The sequence below is a fragment of the Acidovorax sp. DW039 genome, from assembly GCF_037101375.1.
GTDB lineage: Bacteria > Pseudomonadota > Gammaproteobacteria > Burkholderiales > Burkholderiaceae_C > Acidovorax.
Map to the genome: position 1 here is coordinate 3,637,358 of NZ_AP029019.1, position 17,053 is coordinate 3,654,410.

General features: G+C 64.4%; 16 protein-coding genes. 9 read left to right on the top strand and 7 right to left on the bottom strand.

Annotated elements, in window-relative coordinates:
- Positions 1–137 precede the first annotated feature (137 nt).
- Positions 138–1,130: an Hsp33 family molecular chaperone HslO gene (locus AACH87_RS16260; RefSeq protein ID WP_338795531.1), complete on the bottom strand. Its 993-nt coding sequence runs from the start codon at positions 1,128–1,130 to the stop codon at positions 138–140.
- Between the two features lie 110 nt (positions 1,131–1,240).
- Entirely contained in the window at positions 1,241–1,765 is a 525-nt protein-coding gene (locus AACH87_RS16265; protein ID WP_338795532.1) for a gamma carbonic anhydrase family protein, read from the bottom strand.
- A 97-nt stretch (positions 1,766–1,862) separates the two neighbouring features.
- On the opposite strand from AACH87_RS16265, the gene AACH87_RS16270 reads away from it, so the two are divergent.
- The 3 genes from AACH87_RS16270 (at position 1,863) to AACH87_RS16280 (ending at position 5,549) form a co-directional block, all read left to right on the top strand.
- On the top strand, positions 1,863–2,666 hold the full coding sequence (locus AACH87_RS16270) for a ferritin-like domain-containing protein (RefSeq protein WP_338795533.1): 804 nt from the start codon (positions 1,863–1,865) through the stop codon (positions 2,664–2,666).
- An 87-nt stretch (positions 2,667–2,753) separates the two neighbouring features.
- Positions 2,754–4,028, top strand: coding sequence for an HDOD domain-containing protein (locus tag AACH87_RS16275; protein WP_338795535.1), 1,275 nt, complete (start codon positions 2,754–2,756; stop codon positions 4,026–4,028).
- A gap of 234 nt (positions 4,029–4,262) precedes the next feature.
- Positions 4,263–5,549: an HDOD domain-containing protein gene (locus tag AACH87_RS16280; protein WP_338795536.1), complete on the top strand. Its 1,287-nt coding sequence runs from the start codon at positions 4,263–4,265 to the stop codon at positions 5,547–5,549.
- 107 nt (positions 5,550–5,656) lie between these two features.
- Here the strand turns inward: AACH87_RS16280 and AACH87_RS16285 are convergent, their stop codons facing one another.
- From AACH87_RS16285 to AACH87_RS16295, 3 genes are all read right to left on the bottom strand, one after another.
- The gene (locus AACH87_RS16285) at positions 5,657–6,619 is read right to left on the bottom strand and encodes a tripartite tricarboxylate transporter substrate binding protein (protein ID WP_338795537.1); all 963 of its coding nucleotides are present in this window, start codon (positions 6,617–6,619) and stop codon (positions 5,657–5,659) included.
- Positions 6,620–6,681: 62 nt separating this feature from the next.
- The gene (gene xerD / locus AACH87_RS16290) at positions 6,682–7,581 is read right to left on the bottom strand and encodes a site-specific tyrosine recombinase XerD (RefSeq protein WP_338795538.1); all 900 of its coding nucleotides are present in this window, start codon (positions 7,579–7,581) and stop codon (positions 6,682–6,684) included.
- 150 nt (positions 7,582–7,731) lie between these two features.
- Positions 7,732–8,694, bottom strand: coding sequence for a tripartite tricarboxylate transporter substrate binding protein BugE (locus tag AACH87_RS16295; RefSeq protein ID WP_338795539.1), 963 nt, complete (start codon positions 8,692–8,694; stop codon positions 7,732–7,734).
- A gap of 175 nt (positions 8,695–8,869) precedes the next feature.
- Here AACH87_RS16295 and AACH87_RS16300 point away from each other — a divergent pair, with 175 nt between their 5' ends.
- Together AACH87_RS16300 and AACH87_RS16305 are read left to right on the top strand one after the other, a co-directional pair.
- Entirely contained in the window at positions 8,870–9,775 is a 906-nt protein-coding gene (locus AACH87_RS16300; RefSeq protein ID WP_338795540.1) for an AEC family transporter, read from the top strand.
- 38 nt (positions 9,776–9,813) lie between these two features.
- Positions 9,814–10,476, top strand: coding sequence for a GDSL-type esterase/lipase family protein (locus AACH87_RS16305; protein WP_338795541.1), 663 nt, complete (start codon positions 9,814–9,816; stop codon positions 10,474–10,476).
- Positions 10,477–10,521: 45 nt separating this feature from the next.
- On the opposite strand, the gene queG is transcribed toward AACH87_RS16305, so the two are convergent.
- Entirely contained in the window at positions 10,522–11,589 is a 1,068-nt protein-coding gene (gene queG, locus AACH87_RS16310; protein ID WP_338795542.1) for a tRNA epoxyqueuosine(34) reductase QueG, read from the bottom strand.
- Between the two features lie 12 nt (positions 11,590–11,601).
- On the opposite strand from queG, the gene tsaE reads away from it, so the two are divergent.
- The 3 genes from tsaE to AACH87_RS16325 all read left to right on the top strand — a co-directional run bounded on the left by tsaE (position 11,602) and on the right by AACH87_RS16325 (position 14,108).
- Positions 11,602–12,114, top strand: coding sequence for a tRNA (adenosine(37)-N6)-threonylcarbamoyltransferase complex ATPase subunit type 1 TsaE (gene tsaE / locus AACH87_RS16315; protein ID WP_338795543.1), 513 nt, complete (start codon positions 11,602–11,604; stop codon positions 12,112–12,114).
- Positions 12,111–13,718 (top strand): N-acetylmuramoyl-L-alanine amidase, encoded by a 1,608-nt coding sequence (locus tag AACH87_RS16320; RefSeq protein WP_338795544.1) that lies wholly within the window; start codon positions 12,111–12,113, stop codon positions 13,716–13,718. The genes tsaE and AACH87_RS16320 overlap by 4 nt, the downstream gene beginning before the upstream one ends.
- 147 nt (positions 13,719–13,865) lie before the next feature.
- Positions 13,866–14,108, top strand: coding sequence for a glycine zipper 2TM domain-containing protein (locus AACH87_RS16325; RefSeq protein ID WP_338795545.1), 243 nt, complete (start codon positions 13,866–13,868; stop codon positions 14,106–14,108).
- Positions 14,109–14,192: 84 nt separating this feature from the next.
- On the opposite strand, the gene AACH87_RS16330 is transcribed toward AACH87_RS16325, so the two are convergent.
- The gene (locus AACH87_RS16330) at positions 14,193–14,843 is read right to left on the bottom strand and encodes a DedA family protein (RefSeq protein ID WP_338795546.1); all 651 of its coding nucleotides are present in this window, start codon (positions 14,841–14,843) and stop codon (positions 14,193–14,195) included.
- Positions 14,844–15,018: 175 nt separating this feature from the next.
- Between AACH87_RS16330 and mutL the strand changes: the two genes are divergently transcribed.
- Positions 15,019–17,040: a DNA mismatch repair endonuclease MutL gene (mutL, locus tag AACH87_RS16335; protein WP_338798994.1), complete on the top strand. Its 2,022-nt coding sequence runs from the start codon at positions 15,019–15,021 to the stop codon at positions 17,038–17,040.
- Positions 17,041–17,053 lie beyond the last annotated feature (13 nt).

Below are 17,053 nucleotides of genomic sequence, written 5' to 3' on the forward strand. Positions count from 1 at the left end.
GCCAGAACAGCGGCAATGCTTGGCTTGGAGCAACTCACAGAACCAGGCAAAGTGCACTGGCCAAGTGTTCCGTCGCAGGCAGTACAAGCAGTACGGCAAGACGGAACAACGATGCCAAGGGGTTGTGTTGGCGGCTCTTATTGCACTCCGGACGGCCCTGGGGGCTGCGATGCTGCAGAAGAGACAAAAAGCTGCGCCACGTCCACCGCGTCAAAGCGGTACTGCTGACCGCAGTATTCGCAACCGACTTCGATGTCCTTGCGCTCGGCCAGAATGCTCTGTGCTTCTTCTTCACCCAGGCCACGCAGCATGTTGGATACGCGCTCGCGGCTGCAGGTGCAGGCAAAGCGCGGGCCGTTTTCGCCCTGCTGGGGTTCAAAGCGGATCAGTTTCTCTTCCCAGAACAGGCGACGCAGGATGGTGTCCACATCCAGCGTCAGCAACTCATCGCGCGTCAGGCTGGAAGCCAGGTGCGCAATGCGGTTGTAGTCCTCGTTCTGACCGATCTGGTCCTCGTTCTCGCGGTGCGAGAGCCCCTGGGCCAAGTTGCCCTCGCCCTTGAGCGGCATGCGCTGGATCAGCAGGCCTGCGGCCACCTTGTCGTTGGCGGCCAGCACCAGCACCGTGTCGAGCTGTTCTGACTGCAGCATGTAGTGCTGCAGCACATCCGAAAGACGTTCCAGCTTCTCGTGGTGATCGCCGTGCAGGGGCACCACGCCCTGGTAAGGCTGCTGGCCCGGATGCCTGTTTTGCGGGTCTAGCGTGATGGCGCAGCGCCCGCCACCGCCCACGTTGACCATCTGGCTCAAGCGGGCGCCTTCGGGCACCACACCGTTGACGGTGGCCGTGGCGCGCAGGCTCAGGTCCGACTGGACCTCCACCACCGCCACCTTCACCGGGCCATCGCCAAAGACCTGCAGCACCAGGGCACCACTGAATTTGATGTTGGACTGCATGAGCACGCCCGCGGCAGCCATTTCGCCCAGCAACTCCTGCACGGGGGGCGCATAGGCACCCGTCGTGGTGTTGCTGGCTCGGCGCTGAAGGATGTCCGTCCACGCATCGGTGAGGCGAACAATCATGCCGCGCACGGGCAGGCCATCAAAAAGAAACTTGTGCAGTTCAGACACTCGGAATTCCAGATAAAACAAACAAATGCGAAAGCGCCCCCACCACGTGGGGCACTGCAACCCAGGATCAAGCCCAATACAGGAACTTGCCCGGCGGTAAAGCGCAGCCTTCAGTCCAGCCTGCGCAGCCCCTTCTTGAAGCGCCGGGCGTTGTCGATGTAATGCTGCGCGCTCTGACGCAGCCCTTCCATCTGCTCAGGCGTCAGCTGGCGCACCACTTTGGCCGGGCTGCCAAGGATCATGGAGCCATCGGGAAACTCCTTGCCCTCGGTCACCAAGGCCCCTGCACCCACCAGGCAGTTCTTGCCAATCTTTGCACCGTTGAGCACCACCGCCCCGATGCCGATCAGCGACTCGTCGCCAATAGTGCAGCCGTGCAGCATGACCTGATGACCCACCGTGACGCGTTCACCCACCACCAGGGGTTGACCCAGGTCAGCGTGCAGAACACTGGCGTCCTGTATGTTGCTGCCCGCGCCAATAGTGATGCTGTCCGTATCCCCACGCACCACGGCCCCAAACCACACGCTGGCGTCTTCACCGAGCGCCACGCGGCCCATGACCTGCGCGCTGTCAGCCACCCAGGCCGATGCAGCCATCTGGGGGGCCACCCCGTCGAGTTCGTACAAAGCCATGCCACACACTCCCATTCCAAAGAAGACCAAGAAAGAGGCTGCCAATGGTTACAAAGCGTGTGCAGTGCGTTGGATGGCAGGGCCTAGAATTGTAAGGATGGAGCTTCGCCAACGTGCATTGCAGGTCTTGTGCATTGCAGACCCGGAACAAAAATCGGCTGCAGCGCTTTATCTACAAGCGCAGGCAGCTACCCTTTTGATAGCAGATCAAGCGATTTTGGAGCCCGGCACTGCTGTCAGCCTGCCCGGGCACCCTGCGCGCCCCTCGCTGCTCAGGCATACCGAGGTGGCCAGAAGGTCTCCCGCCACCGCCGAGGGGCGGGCCATTCTGATCCACGCGATTGCGCACATCGAGTTCAACGCCATCAACCTCGCGCTGGACGCCATCTGGCGCTTCGCTGGCATGCCCCGCCAGTACTACCTGGACTGGCTGCTGGTGGCTGCCGAGGAAGCCACCCACTTCACCCTGCTGCGCAACCACCTGAGCACCCAGGGCCACGACTATGGCGACTTTCCGGCCCACCAGGGGCTGTGGACCATGTGCGAGAAAACGCAGCATGACATCGTCGCCCGCATGGCCCTGGTGCCCCGCACCATGGAGGCCCGGGGGCTGGATGCCACGCCGCAGATCCAGAACAAGCTGCGCCAGGTGGGCACACCCGACGCGCTGGCGGCTGTGGACATCCTGGACATCATCCTGCGCGACGAAGTGGGCCATGTGGCCATCGGCAACCACTGGTACCGCTGGCTGTGCGAGCGGGATGGCTTCAACCCCGAAACCCATTACGCCCAACTCGTGCGGCAGTATGAAGCGCCGCGCCTGAAGCCCCCCTTCAACGATGCAGCGCGCCGCAGGGCAGGCTTTACCGAAGCGGAGTTGCAATGGCTGCAGCAGGGCTGAGCGAAACATGCGGGATTTGCGCGTTACCTACAATCCAACGCCCTGCCAGATGCTTTTGATGAATCGTTCACTTGTGAGTCGTCCACCATGTCCAACACACCTGCCCCTGCGGCGGCCTACCCTGCAAGCAACGCACCAGGGCAAACCACTGTGGCCATGATCGCTCGCCAGGCCATCGTCAACGCCCAGCAGGTGGTCGTTGGCTATGAGCTGTTCAACCGCTCGCGCACCGGTATCGGCCACACGGCCGCCACGGATGTGATCCTGGTGTTCACCGCGCTCTCGCATGCAGGCACGGAAGAGCTGGTGGGCAAAAAGCTGATCTTCGTGAACTGCACGCACGAGAGCCTGTCGGGCGGACACCTGGAGCTGCTGGATCCGGACAAGGTGGTGCTGGAAATTCCCCCGCTGGGCCATGCAGCAGCCCAGGAAGTGGAAACCCGTCTGCCCATCCTGAAGGGTCTGCGCGACCGGGGTTTTCATCTGGCGTTCAACCACACCGTGCTGGAATCAGCCTATGCAGCGTGGCTGCCACTGGCCGACTACATCAAGCTGGACCTGTCGGTGCTGGCCCCCGACCAGCTGGCCGTGCTCATCCGTTACGCGGGGCGCAACACGCAGGCCGAGCTGATTGCAGAAAAGGTGGAGACCGCCCAGCAGTACGACATGGTGTCCAGCCAAGGCGTGCAACTGTTCCAGGGTTACTGGTTTGCGCGGCCATCGATTGTGGAAACCAAGCTGCTGTCGCCCGCGCAGTCCAGCATCGTCCAGCTCATCAATCTGGTGCGCAAGCAGGCCAGCACCGACGAAATCGAGGAAGTCCTCAAGAAAGATGCCGGACTGGCCTTCAACCTGATGCGCTTGATCAACTCGGCAGGCTTCGGGCTCAACCGTGAAATCACGTCCTTCCGCCAGGCCGTGATGCTGATGGGCCTCAAAAAGCTGTTCCGCTGGGCCGCCCTGCTGCTCACCGCCGCCCGCACTGGAGGCGCGCCCTCCTCCGTCGGCCAGACAGCAGTGGTGCGTGGCCGACTCATGGAATTGCTGGCGCTGGAAAGCATGCCGCCCGAAGAGGCCGACCAGGCTTTTGTAGTCGGGATCTTCTCTTTGCTGGACGTGATGCTCTCCATCCCCATGGAATCTGCCCTGAGCCTGCTGACCGTGCCCGACAACGTGGCCGCTGCACTGCTGCGCCGCGAGGGCGTGCTGGGAGACCTGCTGACCCTGGCCGAGGCTTGCGAGTCCAGTGACGATGCCGTCTTCCACAAGGCTGCAGGCACCCTGCACCTGACCAGCCAGCAAATCAACATGGCCCACCTGCAGGCACTGGCGTGGGCTGACCAGATGACAGAGCAAGCCTGAGTGTGTGCGTTACCGGGTGCACCGCCACCCGACAAGGCCAGCCCAGCCATCCAAGCTGCATGCTCCGAAAGGAGCGGCAGCTTTTTTGTTGATGCCTGCCCAATCCGGTTCAATACCGCCGCTGCGTCAAACACACACCCAAGGTAGCGCCGACTCCGCACGAACCTGCCATAGGTGCACTGTCGGGTCTAGAATCAGACGCAGCGTTTCGCTCAACCTCTTTTTTGCCCCACCATGTCGAGCACCCCAGACCAAGTCACTCCTGAAGCCGAAGCACCCGCCCCGCAGGAAGACGTGGCAGCCAGCAATCTGGCCATCATTGCCCGCCAAGCCATCGTGGACCAGAACCGCGCCGTTTACGGCTATGAGCTGTTCGACCGCTCTACCGCAGCCGACTCGCACACGGCAGCCAGCGATGCAGCCCTGCTGTTCAACGCCCTGTCCTACGCAGGCACCGAGGCGCTGGTGGGCAAAAAGACCGTGTTCATCAACTGCACGCACGACAGCCTGGCGGGCGGCCACCTGGAGCTGATCCACCCCGAAAAAGTGGTGCTGGAAGTGCCCCCCCTGCCCGAAAGCGCCACCCAGGAAGAGATCGACCAGCGCGTCCCTGCCCTGCAGGCCCTGCGGCAGCGGGGTTTCAGGCTGGCGCTGAACCAGAACGCCCTGCGCAAGCCCTACGCAGCCTGGATGCCCCTGGCCTCGTTCATCAAGCTGGACATGCAGGCCTTCAAGCCTGAGCTGGCAGGGCCGCTGGTCAAATTTGCCAGCACCCACTCCAAAGCCACGCTGATTGCCGAAAAGGTGGAAACCGCCGAGCAGTTCAAGCTGATGTCCGATCTGGGGGTGAAGCTGTTCCAGGGCTTCTGGTTCGCCACCCCTTCTCTGGTCAAGGCCACCACGCTGCGCCCGTCGCAGGCCACGATCATTCAGCTCATCAATCTGGTTCGCAAGCAGGCGGAGACCAGCGAGATCGAGGAGCTGCTGAAGAAAGACCCCACCCTCTCCTTCAACCTGCTGCGCTTCATCAACTCCTCGGGCTTTGGCCTGTCGTGCGAGGTCACCTCGTTCCGGCATGCCGTGATGATTCTGGGCCTGAAGAAACTGTTCCGCTGGGCCGCGCTGTTGATGACCACCTCGCGTGCGGATGGATCACCTCCTGCAGTGGGCCAGACCGCCGTGGTGCGTGGCCGCCTGATGGAGTTGCTGGCCGCCGAGCTGTTGCCCCCAGAAGAATGCGACAACGCCTTTGTGGTGGGCGTGTTCTCGCTGCTGGATGCCATGCTCAATGTCCCGATTGAAAAGGCCCTGGAATCGGTGGCGCTGCCTCAATCCGTGACGGACGCCCTGCTGCATGGCACCGGCGTGTTCGCCCCCTTCCTGGCGCTGACCAAAGCCTGCGAAAGCGGCGACGATGTCATGTTTGCCAAGATGGCCGATGAACTGCACCTGTCCAACCGTCAGGTGAACTGGGCCCATCTGCAGGCACTGACCTGGGCTGAAAACCTGAGCATGGAGTGACCTCAAGGCCACTCAACTCGGCCACATCCATCCGACAAAAAGGGCTCCTTGCAGGAGCCCTTTTTTGTTGGGTTTTGCGGGGATGGGAGAACCGCGAAAACCGAGGCCTATTCCGCCTGGATCTTGGCCGCCCGAATGATGCGTGCATTGCTCTCGGATTCCTGGGCAATCTGGCGCGCAAACTCTGCGGTGGTCCCGCCGGTGGGGACATTGTCCGTGGCGTCCAGCTTGGCGCGGATATCGGGCTGGGCCAGCACCTTGTTCACTTCGGCATTCAAGCGCGCCACGATGGCTGGCGGAGTCTGCGCCGGTGCAAAAATGCCGAACAGCGACGACAGGTTGGCTGCAGGATGCTTCAGCTCCGCCAGGGTAGGCACATCGGGCAGTGAATCCAGCCGTGCGGGCGCACCCACGGCCAGGGGCTTGAGCTTGCCCGCCTTGATGTGCTGCAGTACCGCCGGGCCAGCATTGGTGGAGAGCACCTCAAACTGCCCGCCCAGCGCATCGTTCATCTGCTGCCCGCCCCCTTTGTAGGGGATGTGCGTGATCTGCACCTTGGCGACGGACTGGATCTGCTCCAGCATGATGTGCCCGAGGGATGCCTGGCCGGACGTGGCCCAGCGCACACTACCGGGCTGCGCACGCGCGGCGGATACCAGGGCATTGAAGTCTGCCGACTTGCTGGCAGGGGTGCCCAGCAGCAGCACGGGCGAGTACATCACGCTCACCACCGGAGCAATGTCTTTTTGCGGATCAAACGGCGACTTGCCCAGGTGCGGGTTCAGCGCCAGCGGGCTCACGGCAGCAAAGCCCAGCGTGTAGCCGTCCGGCGCGGCCTTGGCCACGGCATCCATGCCCAGACTGCCACTGGCACCAGCCTTGTTCTCGATCACCACTGGGGTGCCCAGTTGTCCCGCCAGCTTGTCGGCCAGGGCACGCGCCACGTTGTCGCTCACGCCCCCTGCGGGGTAGGCCACCACGATACGGATCGGTTTGGCCGTGGGCCAGGCCTGGGCCGCAGCCCAGGCGCAGGAGCCCAGAAGAAAAAGGCCCGTCAACAGTTTTTTCATGGTCGTGAAATGAGAAGTAGAGGAAACAAAAAACGAGAAACACCCCAGGCAGCGCCGCAAACTCAGCCACGAGGATGGTGCTGCGCATGCAGCGCCTTGAGCCGCTCACGCGCCACATGGGTGTAGATGGTGGTGGTGGAAATGTCGGCGTGCCCCAGCAGGAGCTGCACCACCCGCAAGTCAGCACCATGGTTGAGCAGGTGGGTGGCAAACGCATGGCGTAGCGTGTGGGGTGACAGCGGCACCGTAATGCCTGCCACCTGTGCCCACTTCTTGACGATCATCCAGAACGCCACACGCGTCATCCCCTCGCCGCGCTGGGTGACAAACAGGTCTTCCGTCTGCTGCCCGGCCAGGATGGCACCCCGTGCTTCCTGCAGGTAGCGTTGCAGCCAGCTGCGCGCTTCTTCGCCAAAGGGCACCAGCCTTTCCTTGCTGCCCTTGCCCATCACACGCAGCACACCTTCGTTCAGACCCAATTGAAAGGTCTTGAGCGTCACCAGCTCCGTCACGCGCAAGCCGCTGGCGTACATCAGCTCCAGCATGGTGCGGTCGCGCAGGCCCAGGGGGTTGCCCAGGTCGGGGGCGTTCAGCAGCGCCTCTACATGCGCTTGCGACAAGGTTTTGGGCACCCGCAGAGGCTGGCGGGCAGCCTGCAGGCGCAGCGTCGGGTCTTGGGTGATGCGCCGCTCCCGCAGCGCCCAGTGAAAGTACCGGCGCAGCACCGTGAGGCGGCGGTTGGCCGAGGTGGCCCGCGTTTGCTCATGGCGCGCGGCAAAGTAGCCGTTCAGGTGAGATTCTTCCGTGGCGTCCAGGGCCAGCGATGGCTCCTGCTGGGCCAGCCATTGGGCGTACAGCGTGAGATCGCGGCGGTAGGCCGCCAGGGTATTGCGCGAAAGGCCATCTTCGAGCCACAGGGCATCCACAAAGGTATCGATCGCGCGCAGGCTGTCTTCAAGCATCCAAAAACGATAGCATGCCGCGCACGCCGCATCTCCCATGGAATGAAAAAAGCCGCACGGCTTGGCACCGTGCGGCTTCCGGTCCACCGGATCCTTGAAATCGGCGGTGATTTCAAGGATTCGGTGGACGGACTAGCGCAAAGGTAGCGATCAGTCGAGCGTGAGCTTCTGCTTGGTGACCACTTCCTTGTACACGGCGAACTCCGCCTTGATCTGCTCGGCAAACTGCTCAGGCGTGTTGCCGACCACGAGGGAGCCCGTGTCTTCAATGCGCTTCTTCACTGCCGGGTCTTCCAGCGCCTTGCGCACGGCAGCATTCACCTTGTCCACCACTTCCTTGGGCAGCCCCTTGGGGCCCACAATGCCGTAGTAAGCCATGCGGTTCACAGGCTCCAGCCCCACTTCCTTGAAGGTGGGCACGTTGGGCAAAGCCGCCACGCGCTGGGGTGCCGCCACCACGATGGGCACCAGGCGGTTTTCCTTGATGAAGGGCAGCGCCGAAGGCAGGTTGTCAAAAATCATGGGCACCTGGCCTGCCACCGTGTCGTTCAGGGCGGGGCCCGCACCGCGGTAGGGGATGTGCGTCACGAAAGTGTTGGTCAGGCTCTTGTACAGCTCCATCTGCAGGTGGCCAATGCCACCCGTGCCCGACGAAGAGTACGAATACTTGCCTGCCGACTTCTTCAGCTCGGCAATGAAGCCCTTGTAGTCCTTGGCCGGAAAGCTGGGGTGCACCGCAATGATGTTGGGCGTGGCGGCAATGTTCACGATGGGCGTGAAGTCCGTCAGCGGGTTGTAGGGCGTCTTGGGGTTGATGGCCGGGTTGGCGGCCGTGGTCGAGACTGTCGCAATGCCCAGCGTGTAGCCATCGGGTGCGGACTTGGCCGTCTCGTTGGCCCCGACAATGCCGCCGCCACCCGCCTTGTTCTCGACGATGACGCTCTGGCCCAGGGCCTTGCCGAGTGGGTCGGCAATCACACGGGCGATGATGTCTGTGGTGCCGCCGGGCGCAAACGGCACCTGCAGCTTGATGATCTTGTTCGGGTAGCCTTGTGCGGCTGCAGATCCTGCAACAGCAGCCAGCGCCAGAGCAATACAGTGGCGACGGTACATCGAGTTCTCCTTTGTGGGGTTTTCAGACAGGTGCGATGTTATGCGCAATGAAGGCCCACAACGCTTGGGGATTACGCACAGGCTCTGCGCCAGCGCAGAGGTTCAGGCTTTTGCGGCCCGACCCGCGCAGCCTGCAGGGGGCAGCGCACTGCCATGCTTCAGTTATTCTCGAAGCGTGAACTACGCCCAGCTCCTGCTTCCGGATTTCTCTCTCATTCTCTTGGGTTACCTGCTGTGCCGGTACACCGCGCTGAACCGGGCCATCTGGCAGCCGGTGGAAAGCCTGGTGTACTACCTGCTGTTTCCCGTCCTGCTGTTCCAGTCCATCGTCAAAAGCCCCATTGATGTGGGCGCAGCCTCCAGCCTCATTGCTGCTGGCTTGCTCTCAGGGGTGGCAGGCATTGCGCTGGCGTATTCGCTGCCCTGGTGGCCCTGGCTGGGCCAGCGGCTGGACAGGCGGGACCACGCGGCCAGCGCGCAGGTGGCGTTTCGCTTCAACTCCTTCATTGGCCTGGCGATTGCCGAGCGGCTGGCGGGCACCCAGGGGCTGCTGATGATTGCGGTGCTCATCGGCGTGTGCGTGCCGCTGTTCAACGTGGCGGCTGTGTGGCCCATGGCGCGTCATGGCGGCCATGGCTTTGTGCGCGAATTGCTGCGCAACCCGCTCATCATCGCCACCGCATCTGGCCTGGTGGCCAACCTGCTGGGCTTTCAGATTCCCGAATGGGCGAGCCCCACGGTGGGCCGCATCAGCGCGGCATCCCTTGCGCTGGGGTTGATGGCCGCGGGCGCAGGCATGCAATTCGGGCTGCTCAGTCGGGGCAAGGCGCTCACGGTTTCCGTGCTGGGCATTCGCCACCTGCTGCAGCCGCTGATTGGATGGGCGGTGGCGCACCTGTTCCGCCTGAATGCAGAGCAGACCACCGTGCTGCTCGCCTTCTCGGCCCTGCCTACGGCCTCCACCTGCTACGTGCTGGCGGCCCGCATGGGCTACAACGGCCCTTATGTGGCCGGGCTGGTCACGCTCTCCACGATATTGGGCGTGGTGTCACTGCCTTTTGCGCTGGGGTTTCTGCGATGAAGCAGCGCATACAAGTTCCAAACCCCCACGATCTGCCGATGCCGCAACGCCGTCACCTGCTGGGCAGGCTGGGCGCTGCGGCCCTGGCAGGGCTGGGTGCCACGGCTCTGGCCTTGCCCGGTTGCAGCAAAAAGCCCTCCGCACAGGCCATCCCTGCCGGGGCCACCGTGCTGGCGTTGGGGGATTCACTCACCTCGGGCGTGGGGGCAACGCCAGGCACCGCCTACCCCGCGCTGCTGGAGGCGCGCACAGGCTGGAAAGTGGTGAACGCCGGGGTCTCTGGCAACACATCGGCCCAGGCCCTGGAGCGGTTGCCTGCCCTGCTGCAAACCCACCAGCCAGCGCTGGTCATCGTGAGCATTGGTGGCAACGACTTTTTGCGGCGCATGTCGGCAGAGGGCACCCGCACCAACATTCGCCAGATCTGTGAACAAGCCCGTGCCAGCGGTGCGCAGGTGCTGCTGGTGGCCGTTCCGGGCCTGTCACTCATGGCGGCCGCCGGGCACCTGAGTGACCATGAGATGTATGCCGAACTGGCCAAGAGCCTCAAGATCCCGCTGCATGCAGATGGCTGGTCTGCCGTGCTGGCCGACGCCAGCCTGCGCGCAGACAGCGTGCATGCCAATGCGGCAGGCTATGCACGGTTTACCGAAGGGTTGGTCGATACCCTGCAGCGCACAGGATTGCTACCAAAAAGATAGCTTCCTGCGCTTTATAGATAAGCGCTACAGCCAATTTTGACTCCATCATTCCTGCGCCTGCGCCAGCGCCCACGCCACATGCTCGCGCACCAGGGCACTGGGGTGCTCGGCCTGCGCCTGCAGTGCAGCACGCACGTCACCCGCGCCCGTCTTGCGCAGCGCGTTGCCCAGGGCCACAGCCACATTGCGCAGCCAGCGCTCGTGGCCAATGCGGCGGATGGGGCCGCCCTCGGTCATGCGCAAAAAGGTGGGCTCGTCCCACGCAAACAGATGCACCAGCTGCTGGCCCGACAGGCCCTTGCGCTCATCAAAATCAGGCAGGCGGCTGACCTGGGCAAACTTGTTCCAGGGGCACACCAGCTGGCAGTCGTCGCAGCCGTAGATGCGGTTGCCCAACAGGGGGCGCAACTCCAGCGGAATCGGCCCGGCATGCTCAATGGTCAGGTAAGAGATGCAACGCCGTGCGTCCACCCTGTGCGGCGCAACGATGGCCTGCGTGGGGCAGGCATCAATGCAGGCGCTGCAGCTGCCGCAGTGGGCCGTCACAGGCTCGGTAGCGGGCAAAGGCATGTCCACATAAATTTCGCCCAGAAAGAAGGTGGAGCCCGCCTCGCGATTGAGCACCAGCGTGTGCTTGCCGCGCCAGCCCTGGCCGCTGCGGGCAGCCAGCTCAGCCTCCAGCACGGGGGCGGAGTCGGTGAACACACGGTGGCCAAAGGGCCCCACCGCCTCGGCAATGCGGTCGGCCAGCTTTTGCAGCCGGGCACGCAATACCTTGTGATAATCGCGCCCCCTGGCGTACATGGACACGATGGCTTCGCCGGGCCGCTCAAGGCGCTGCAACTCCATCGCCTGCCAGCCACCCGCCTGGGCCACGGCAGGGTGGTCGTCACGGCCCCGGGGCAGGTAGTCCATGCGCGCGGTGATGACGCTCACGGTGCCCGGCACCAGCTCGGCAGGTCGGGCACGCTTGAGGCCATGGGCCGCCATGTAATGCATGTCACCATGGAACCCTTGCGCCAGCCACTGCATCAATCCGGGCTCTGACGCAGACAAATCCACCCCGGCCACGCCGATTTGGGAAAATCCCAGCTCGCGGGCCCACTCCTGCATTTGAGGAACGAGTTGACTGTTGCACCACATACCGGCCAGATTGTAGAAAGCCCCAGCACGGGCCCAGCCACATTCGTTTGGCGCAGCGAAGAAGACACCGCCGCCTGGGCCGCACGCCTGGCCGCCCAGCCTGCGCTGGCGCAGGCCTATATCACCCTGCATGGCGACCTGGGCGCGGGCAAGACCACCCTGGTGCGCCACCTGCTGCGCGCACTGGGCGTGCAGGGCCGCATCAAGAGCCCCACCTACGCGGTAGTAGAGCCCCACGAAACGGCACACATGGCCGTGTGGCACTTTGACTTTTACCGCTTTGACGACCCGCGCGAATGGGAAGACGCCGGGTTCCGGGACATTTTTGCCAGCCCCGGCCTCAAACTGGCAGAATGGCCGCAAAAGGCGCAAGGGCTTGCCCCGACTGCAGACCTTGCTATCACGTTAGAAGCAATCGACGAGACCGAGAGAAAAGTCACCCTGCACGCAGGCAGCGCCACGGGGCGCGAACTGCTTCAAGGACTGAGCGCATGACCGCTGACGCACACCCTGCAAGCCCCGACCATTCCGACCGCCCTGCACGTCATCACACAGTAGACAGCTCTGTGCCCCACCAGCCCGATGCCTCCGCCCGCCGGGGCTATGCCCCCAGCCGCCGCAGCCTGCTGCAGGCAGGCGGTGTAGTGCTGCTGCTGGGCACGCAGCAGATTGCCCGCGGTGCCACGATTTTGGCCGTGCGCGTGTGGCCAGCGCCTGAGTACTCCCGGGTCACCATCGAGTCCGACACCAAGCTGGTGGCCAAGCAGTTTTTCGTCACCACCCCGCCCCGTCTGGCCGTAGACATTGAAGGTATTGACCTGAGCCCCGAGCTGCGCGAGCTGGTCGCCAAGGTCAAGCCCGACGACCCCAACATCGCAGGCATCCGCGTCGGCCAAAACGCACCGGGCGTGGTGCGGCTGGTGGTGGATCTGAAACAGGCTGCCCAGCCGCAGGTGTTCACGCTGCCGCCGATTGCGGCCTACCAGCATCGGCTGGTATTTGACCTGTACCCGGCCGAGCCCATCGACCCGCTGGAGGCCCTGATTGCCGAGCGGCTGCGCGAGACCAGCCCCGCCCATGGCACATCGGCCAGCACGCCCTCCTCCGCCGCTGCACCGGCACCCTCATCGGCCGCTGCGGTTGCAGGTGGCAAGGCCCCCGACAAGGGCGCGGTCACCAAACCCGGTGAACCCGCCGACCCCTTGGGCGACCTGATTGCACAGCACACCAACCGCCCCAGCCCCAGCCCCAGCCCCAGCCCCAGCCCCAGCCACAGCGCCAGCCCTGCGCCTGCCCCCACCGAGACGGCGACAGCCCCTGCCGCCCCACCAGCGGCAACGAACCGCCCCGGCGGGCGCGCCACGGCCACCCAGACCGACCGCATCATCATCGTGGCGCTGGACCCCGGCCACGGTGGGGAAGACCCCGGCGCCATTGGCCCCGCAGGCACCCGCGAGAAAGACGTGGTGCTGCGCGTGGCGCATCTGCTGCGCGACCGTATCAACGCCACCTCGGTCGGCGGCAATCCCATGCGCGCCTTTCTCACCCGCGATGCGGACTACTTCGTGCCCCTGGGCACGCGGGTGGAAAAGGCCCGGCGCGTGCAGGCCGACCTGTTCGTCAGCATCCATGCCGATGCCTTCACCACCCCCGCTGCACGCGGCGCGAGCGTGTTTGCGCTGAGCCAGAGCGGCGCATCCAGCACGGCAGCGCGCTGGCTGGCCAACAAGGAAAACCAGGCGGACCTGGTGGGTGGGCTCAATGTGCAGAGCAAGGATCAGCATGTGCAGCGCGCGTTGCTGGACATGAGCACCACCGCGCAGATCAACGACAGCCTCAAGCTCGGCAGCGTGCTGCTGGGCGAGATTGGCAACATCGGTAAGTTGCACAAGCCCCGGGTGGAGCAGGCAGGCTTTGCCGTGCTCAAGGCACCGGACATTCCCAGCGTGCTGGTGGAAACCGCCTTCATCAGCAACCCCGAGGAAGAAGCGCGCCTGCGCAGCAGCGCCTACCAGCAGGAGCTGGCCGACGCGCTGATGCGTGGCATCGTCCGCTACTTTGCCAAGAACCCGCCGCTGGCGCGTAGCCGGTCGGTGTAGCGCCTGCAGGGGCGCGCAACAACCTCCCACGTCCTACAAGCTGGATGCGCGGGGGCCGACAGCGCACTCTCCCTTGTCTCGGCACACTCCTTTCATGGGCTGCGCAGCCATCCTGCCGCGCAGGCCCGCACCACGAAAGGAATCACCATGCAACGACCTCACTACCTTGCAGGCACCCTCATCGTGACCGCCACACTGGCCCTGGGCGGTTGTGCCTCCAACCCTACGAACGCGCAGATCGGCACCGGCGTAGGCGCAGCAGCCGGTGGTTTGGCCGGCAACGCCATCTTTGGCGGCACCCTGGGTACCGTGGGCGGTGCCGCAGCAGGCGCCCTCATCGGGCATGAGATTGGCGAAGACAAGGACCAACGCCGCTCCCAGCGTCGCTAAGTAGCGTTCCCCAAAAAAAGAGCTGCCAGCGCTTGAATGACAAGCGCTGGCAGCTCTTTATTTGATAGCAATCTCAGATCCGCATCAGGACTGGGCCGGTTTGCTCCGCCCGGCCTTCCAGGCTCCGAAGATGGCGATCAGACCGGGCACCAGGATGAGCGCCCAGATGATCTTGTCCAGGTTCTGCTTCACCCAGGCAAAGTTGCCAAAGAAGTACCCCGCAGTGGCAATGCCCAGCACCCACAGGAGCGCACCGCCGACATTGAAGGCCGTGAACTTGGTCCGGCTCATGGCCGCCACACCCGCCACAAAGGGCGCAAACGTGCGGATGAAGGGCATGAAGCGCGCCAGCACGATGGTGATGCCGCCGTAGCGCTCGTAAAACGCGTGGGCCTGGTCAAAGGCCTTGCGGTTGAACCAGCGCGAGTCTTCCCACTGGAACACCTTGGGGCCAAAGTAGCGCCCTATGGAGTAGTTGCACTGGTCACCCAGAATGGCCGCCACGATGAGCACCACGCACGCCAGCGGAAAATTCATCAGCCCCGCGCCGCACAGCGCCCCCACGATGAAGAGCAGCGAGTCGCCTGGCAAAAAGGGCATCACCACCACGCCCGTTTCCACAAACACAATGAGGAACAGCAGCGCGTACACCCACATGCCATAGGTCTGCACAAAGGCTTCCAGGTATTTGTCCACGTGCAGGATGAAATCGATCAGAAAGGTCACTAGTTCCATGGGATGGCCTTTGGCAGGCGTTGAGTGGGACAAAAATCAGGGCGCATTATCCCTATCGCCCTGCCGCCAAATCCCCACCGGGCAGCCGCCTAAAATCCCGAGGGTGAACCCCACCGACTCCCCTCCCCACTCCCCCACGCCCGCCCCAGAAGTCGCACAGGCCAGCCGACGCCCCATCCGTGACCTGCCTGATGAACTCATCAGCCAGATTGCCGCCGGTGAGGTGGTGGAGCGCCCCGCCTCCGTGGTGCGCGAGCTGGTGGACAACGCGCTGGACGCCGGGGCCACACAGATCACCGTGCGGCTGCTGGCAGGCGGGGTGCGGTTGATTGCGGTGGAGGACGACGGCCTGGGCATTCCGCCCGAAGAGCTGCCCGTGGCGCTGCGCCGCCATGCCACCAGCAAGATCACCAACCTGCACGACCTGGAAACCGTGGCCACCATGGGTTTTCGGGGCGAGGCGCTGGCGGCCATCAGTTCGGTGTCGGAGATGGCTTTGCTCTCGCGCACCGCCCTGCAGACCAACGCCTTTTTGCTGGACGCCCGCAGCGGCGAATTGCGCCCCGCCGCGCGCAGCCAGGGCACGACGGTGGAGGTCAAGGAGCTGTTCTTCTCCACCCCCGCACGCCGCAAATTTTTGAAGACCGACGCCACCGAGTTGGCGCACTGCATTGAATCGGTGCGCCGCCATGCGCTGGCGCGGCCCGATGTGGGCTTTGCCATCTGGCACGAGGGCAAGCTGGTGGAGCAGTGGCGCGCCACCTTTGTGCCCGGCGAGGGCAACCCGCAAGACGCTCTGGCCCGCCGCCTGTCAGACGTGCTGGGCGAGGACTTTGTGGAGCAATCCGTCACCGTGCAGCACCGCGTGGGCCCGGTGGTGGTCACCGGGCGCGCCGGGCTGCCCGATGCGGCCCGCTCGCGGCCTGATCACCAGTACTGCTACGTCAACGGCCGCTTTGTGCGCGACAAGGTGCTCACCCACGCCGCCCGCGCCGCTTATGAGGACGTGCTGCACGGCCACAAGCAACCCATCTACGCGCTGTACGTCGAAATCGACCCCGCCCGCGTGGACGTGAACGTGCACCCCACCAAGATCGAGGTGCGCTTTCGGGACAGCCGCGAGGTGCACCAGGCGGTGCGCCATGCGGTAGAAAACGCCCTGGCCGCGCCCCGCGCTGCCGCATTGGCCGCAGCCAACATGGCACAGACGGCGGGCGAAGGCGTGGCACCTGCCGCCGCTGCCATAGGTTCAGAGCCCAAAAAGCCTGTAGCGCCCATGTGGCAAGCGCAGGCTGCTATGAAATTTGAAGAACGCGGCCACCGCGTGGAAGATTTGCAGGCCCTGTGGGCCCCCCGCGAATTTCCCGCAGCGCCTGATGCTGCGCTGGGCGGCTTGTGGGCGCCCGCCACCCAGCCTGCAGCCACGCAGCCGGGCGATGCCACAGCCATCGGCACCACACCAGCCACGTCAGCCACCTCACCCCTGCCCCCCACCGCGGGAACACCGGTGGGAACACAGGCACTGAGCCATGCGCCCACCAACGCGACCACCGATGCGCCCGCCAGCGAGGCCATGGTGTGGCCCGAACAACGCGGCGACAACGCCACCGCCTGGCCCCTGGGCCGTGCCGTGGCCCAACTGCACGGCGTCTACATCCTGGCGGAAAACGCCCAGGGCATGGTGATTGTGGATATGCACGCTGCGCACGAACGCATCGTGTACGAACGCCTCAAGGCCCAGGTGGACAGCGGCGCACGCATTGCCAGCCAGCCCCTGCTCATCCCCGCCACCTTTGCCGCCAACCCCCAGGAGGTGGCCACCGCTGAAGAATCGGCCGAAGTGCTGGCCCTGCTGGGGCTGGAGGTTGTGCCCTTCTCGCCCAAAACCCTGGCCGTGCGCGCCGTGCCCACCACGCTGGCCCAGGGCAACCCAGTGGAGCTGGCCCGCAGCGTGCTGGCCGAGCTGGCCGCCCACGACGCCACCACCGTGGTGCAACGCGCCCGCAACGAAATCCTGGCCACCATGGCCTGCCACGGCGCGGTACGGGCCAACCGCAAGCTTACGCTGGACGAAATGAACGCCCTGCTGCGGCAAATGGAAACCACCGACCGATCCGACCAATGCAACCATGGCCGCCCCACCTGGCGGCAGTTGTCGATGAAGGAGCTGGACGGGCTGTTTCTGCGCGGGCGGTAAGGCCCGCTGGCCA

Coding starts and splice junctions, on each gene's coding strand:
- AACH87_RS16265 (WP_338795532.1), bottom strand. CDS start 1,765: ATGGCTTTGTACGAACTCGACGGGGTGGCCCCCCAGATGGCTGCATCG.
- AACH87_RS16270 (WP_338795533.1), top strand. CDS start 1,863: ATGGAGCTTCGCCAACGTGCATTGCAGGTCTTGTGCATTGCAGACCCG.
- AACH87_RS16275 (WP_338795535.1), top strand. CDS start 2,754: ATGTCCAACACACCTGCCCCTGCGGCGGCCTACCCTGCAAGCAACGCA.
- AACH87_RS16280 (WP_338795536.1), top strand. CDS start 4,263: ATGTCGAGCACCCCAGACCAAGTCACTCCTGAAGCCGAAGCACCCGCC.
- AACH87_RS16285 (WP_338795537.1), bottom strand. CDS start 6,619: ATGAAAAAACTGTTGACGGGCCTTTTTCTTCTGGGCTCCTGCGCCTGG.
- xerD (WP_338795538.1), bottom strand. CDS start 7,581: ATGCTTGAAGACAGCCTGCGCGCGATCGATACCTTTGTGGATGCCCTG.
- AACH87_RS16295 (WP_338795539.1), bottom strand. CDS start 8,694: ATGTACCGTCGCCACTGTATTGCTCTGGCGCTGGCTGCTGTTGCAGGA.
- AACH87_RS16305 (WP_338795541.1), top strand. CDS start 9,814: ATGCCGCAACGCCGTCACCTGCTGGGCAGGCTGGGCGCTGCGGCCCTG.
- queG (WP_338795542.1), bottom strand. CDS start 11,589: ATGCAGGAGTGGGCCCGCGAGCTGGGATTTTCCCAAATCGGCGTGGCC.
- AACH87_RS16320 (WP_338795544.1), top strand. CDS start 12,111: ATGACCGCTGACGCACACCCTGCAAGCCCCGACCATTCCGACCGCCCT.
- AACH87_RS16325 (WP_338795545.1), top strand. CDS start 13,866: ATGCAACGACCTCACTACCTTGCAGGCACCCTCATCGTGACCGCCACA.
- AACH87_RS16330 (WP_338795546.1), bottom strand. CDS start 14,843: ATGGAACTAGTGACCTTTCTGATCGATTTCATCCTGCACGTGGACAAA.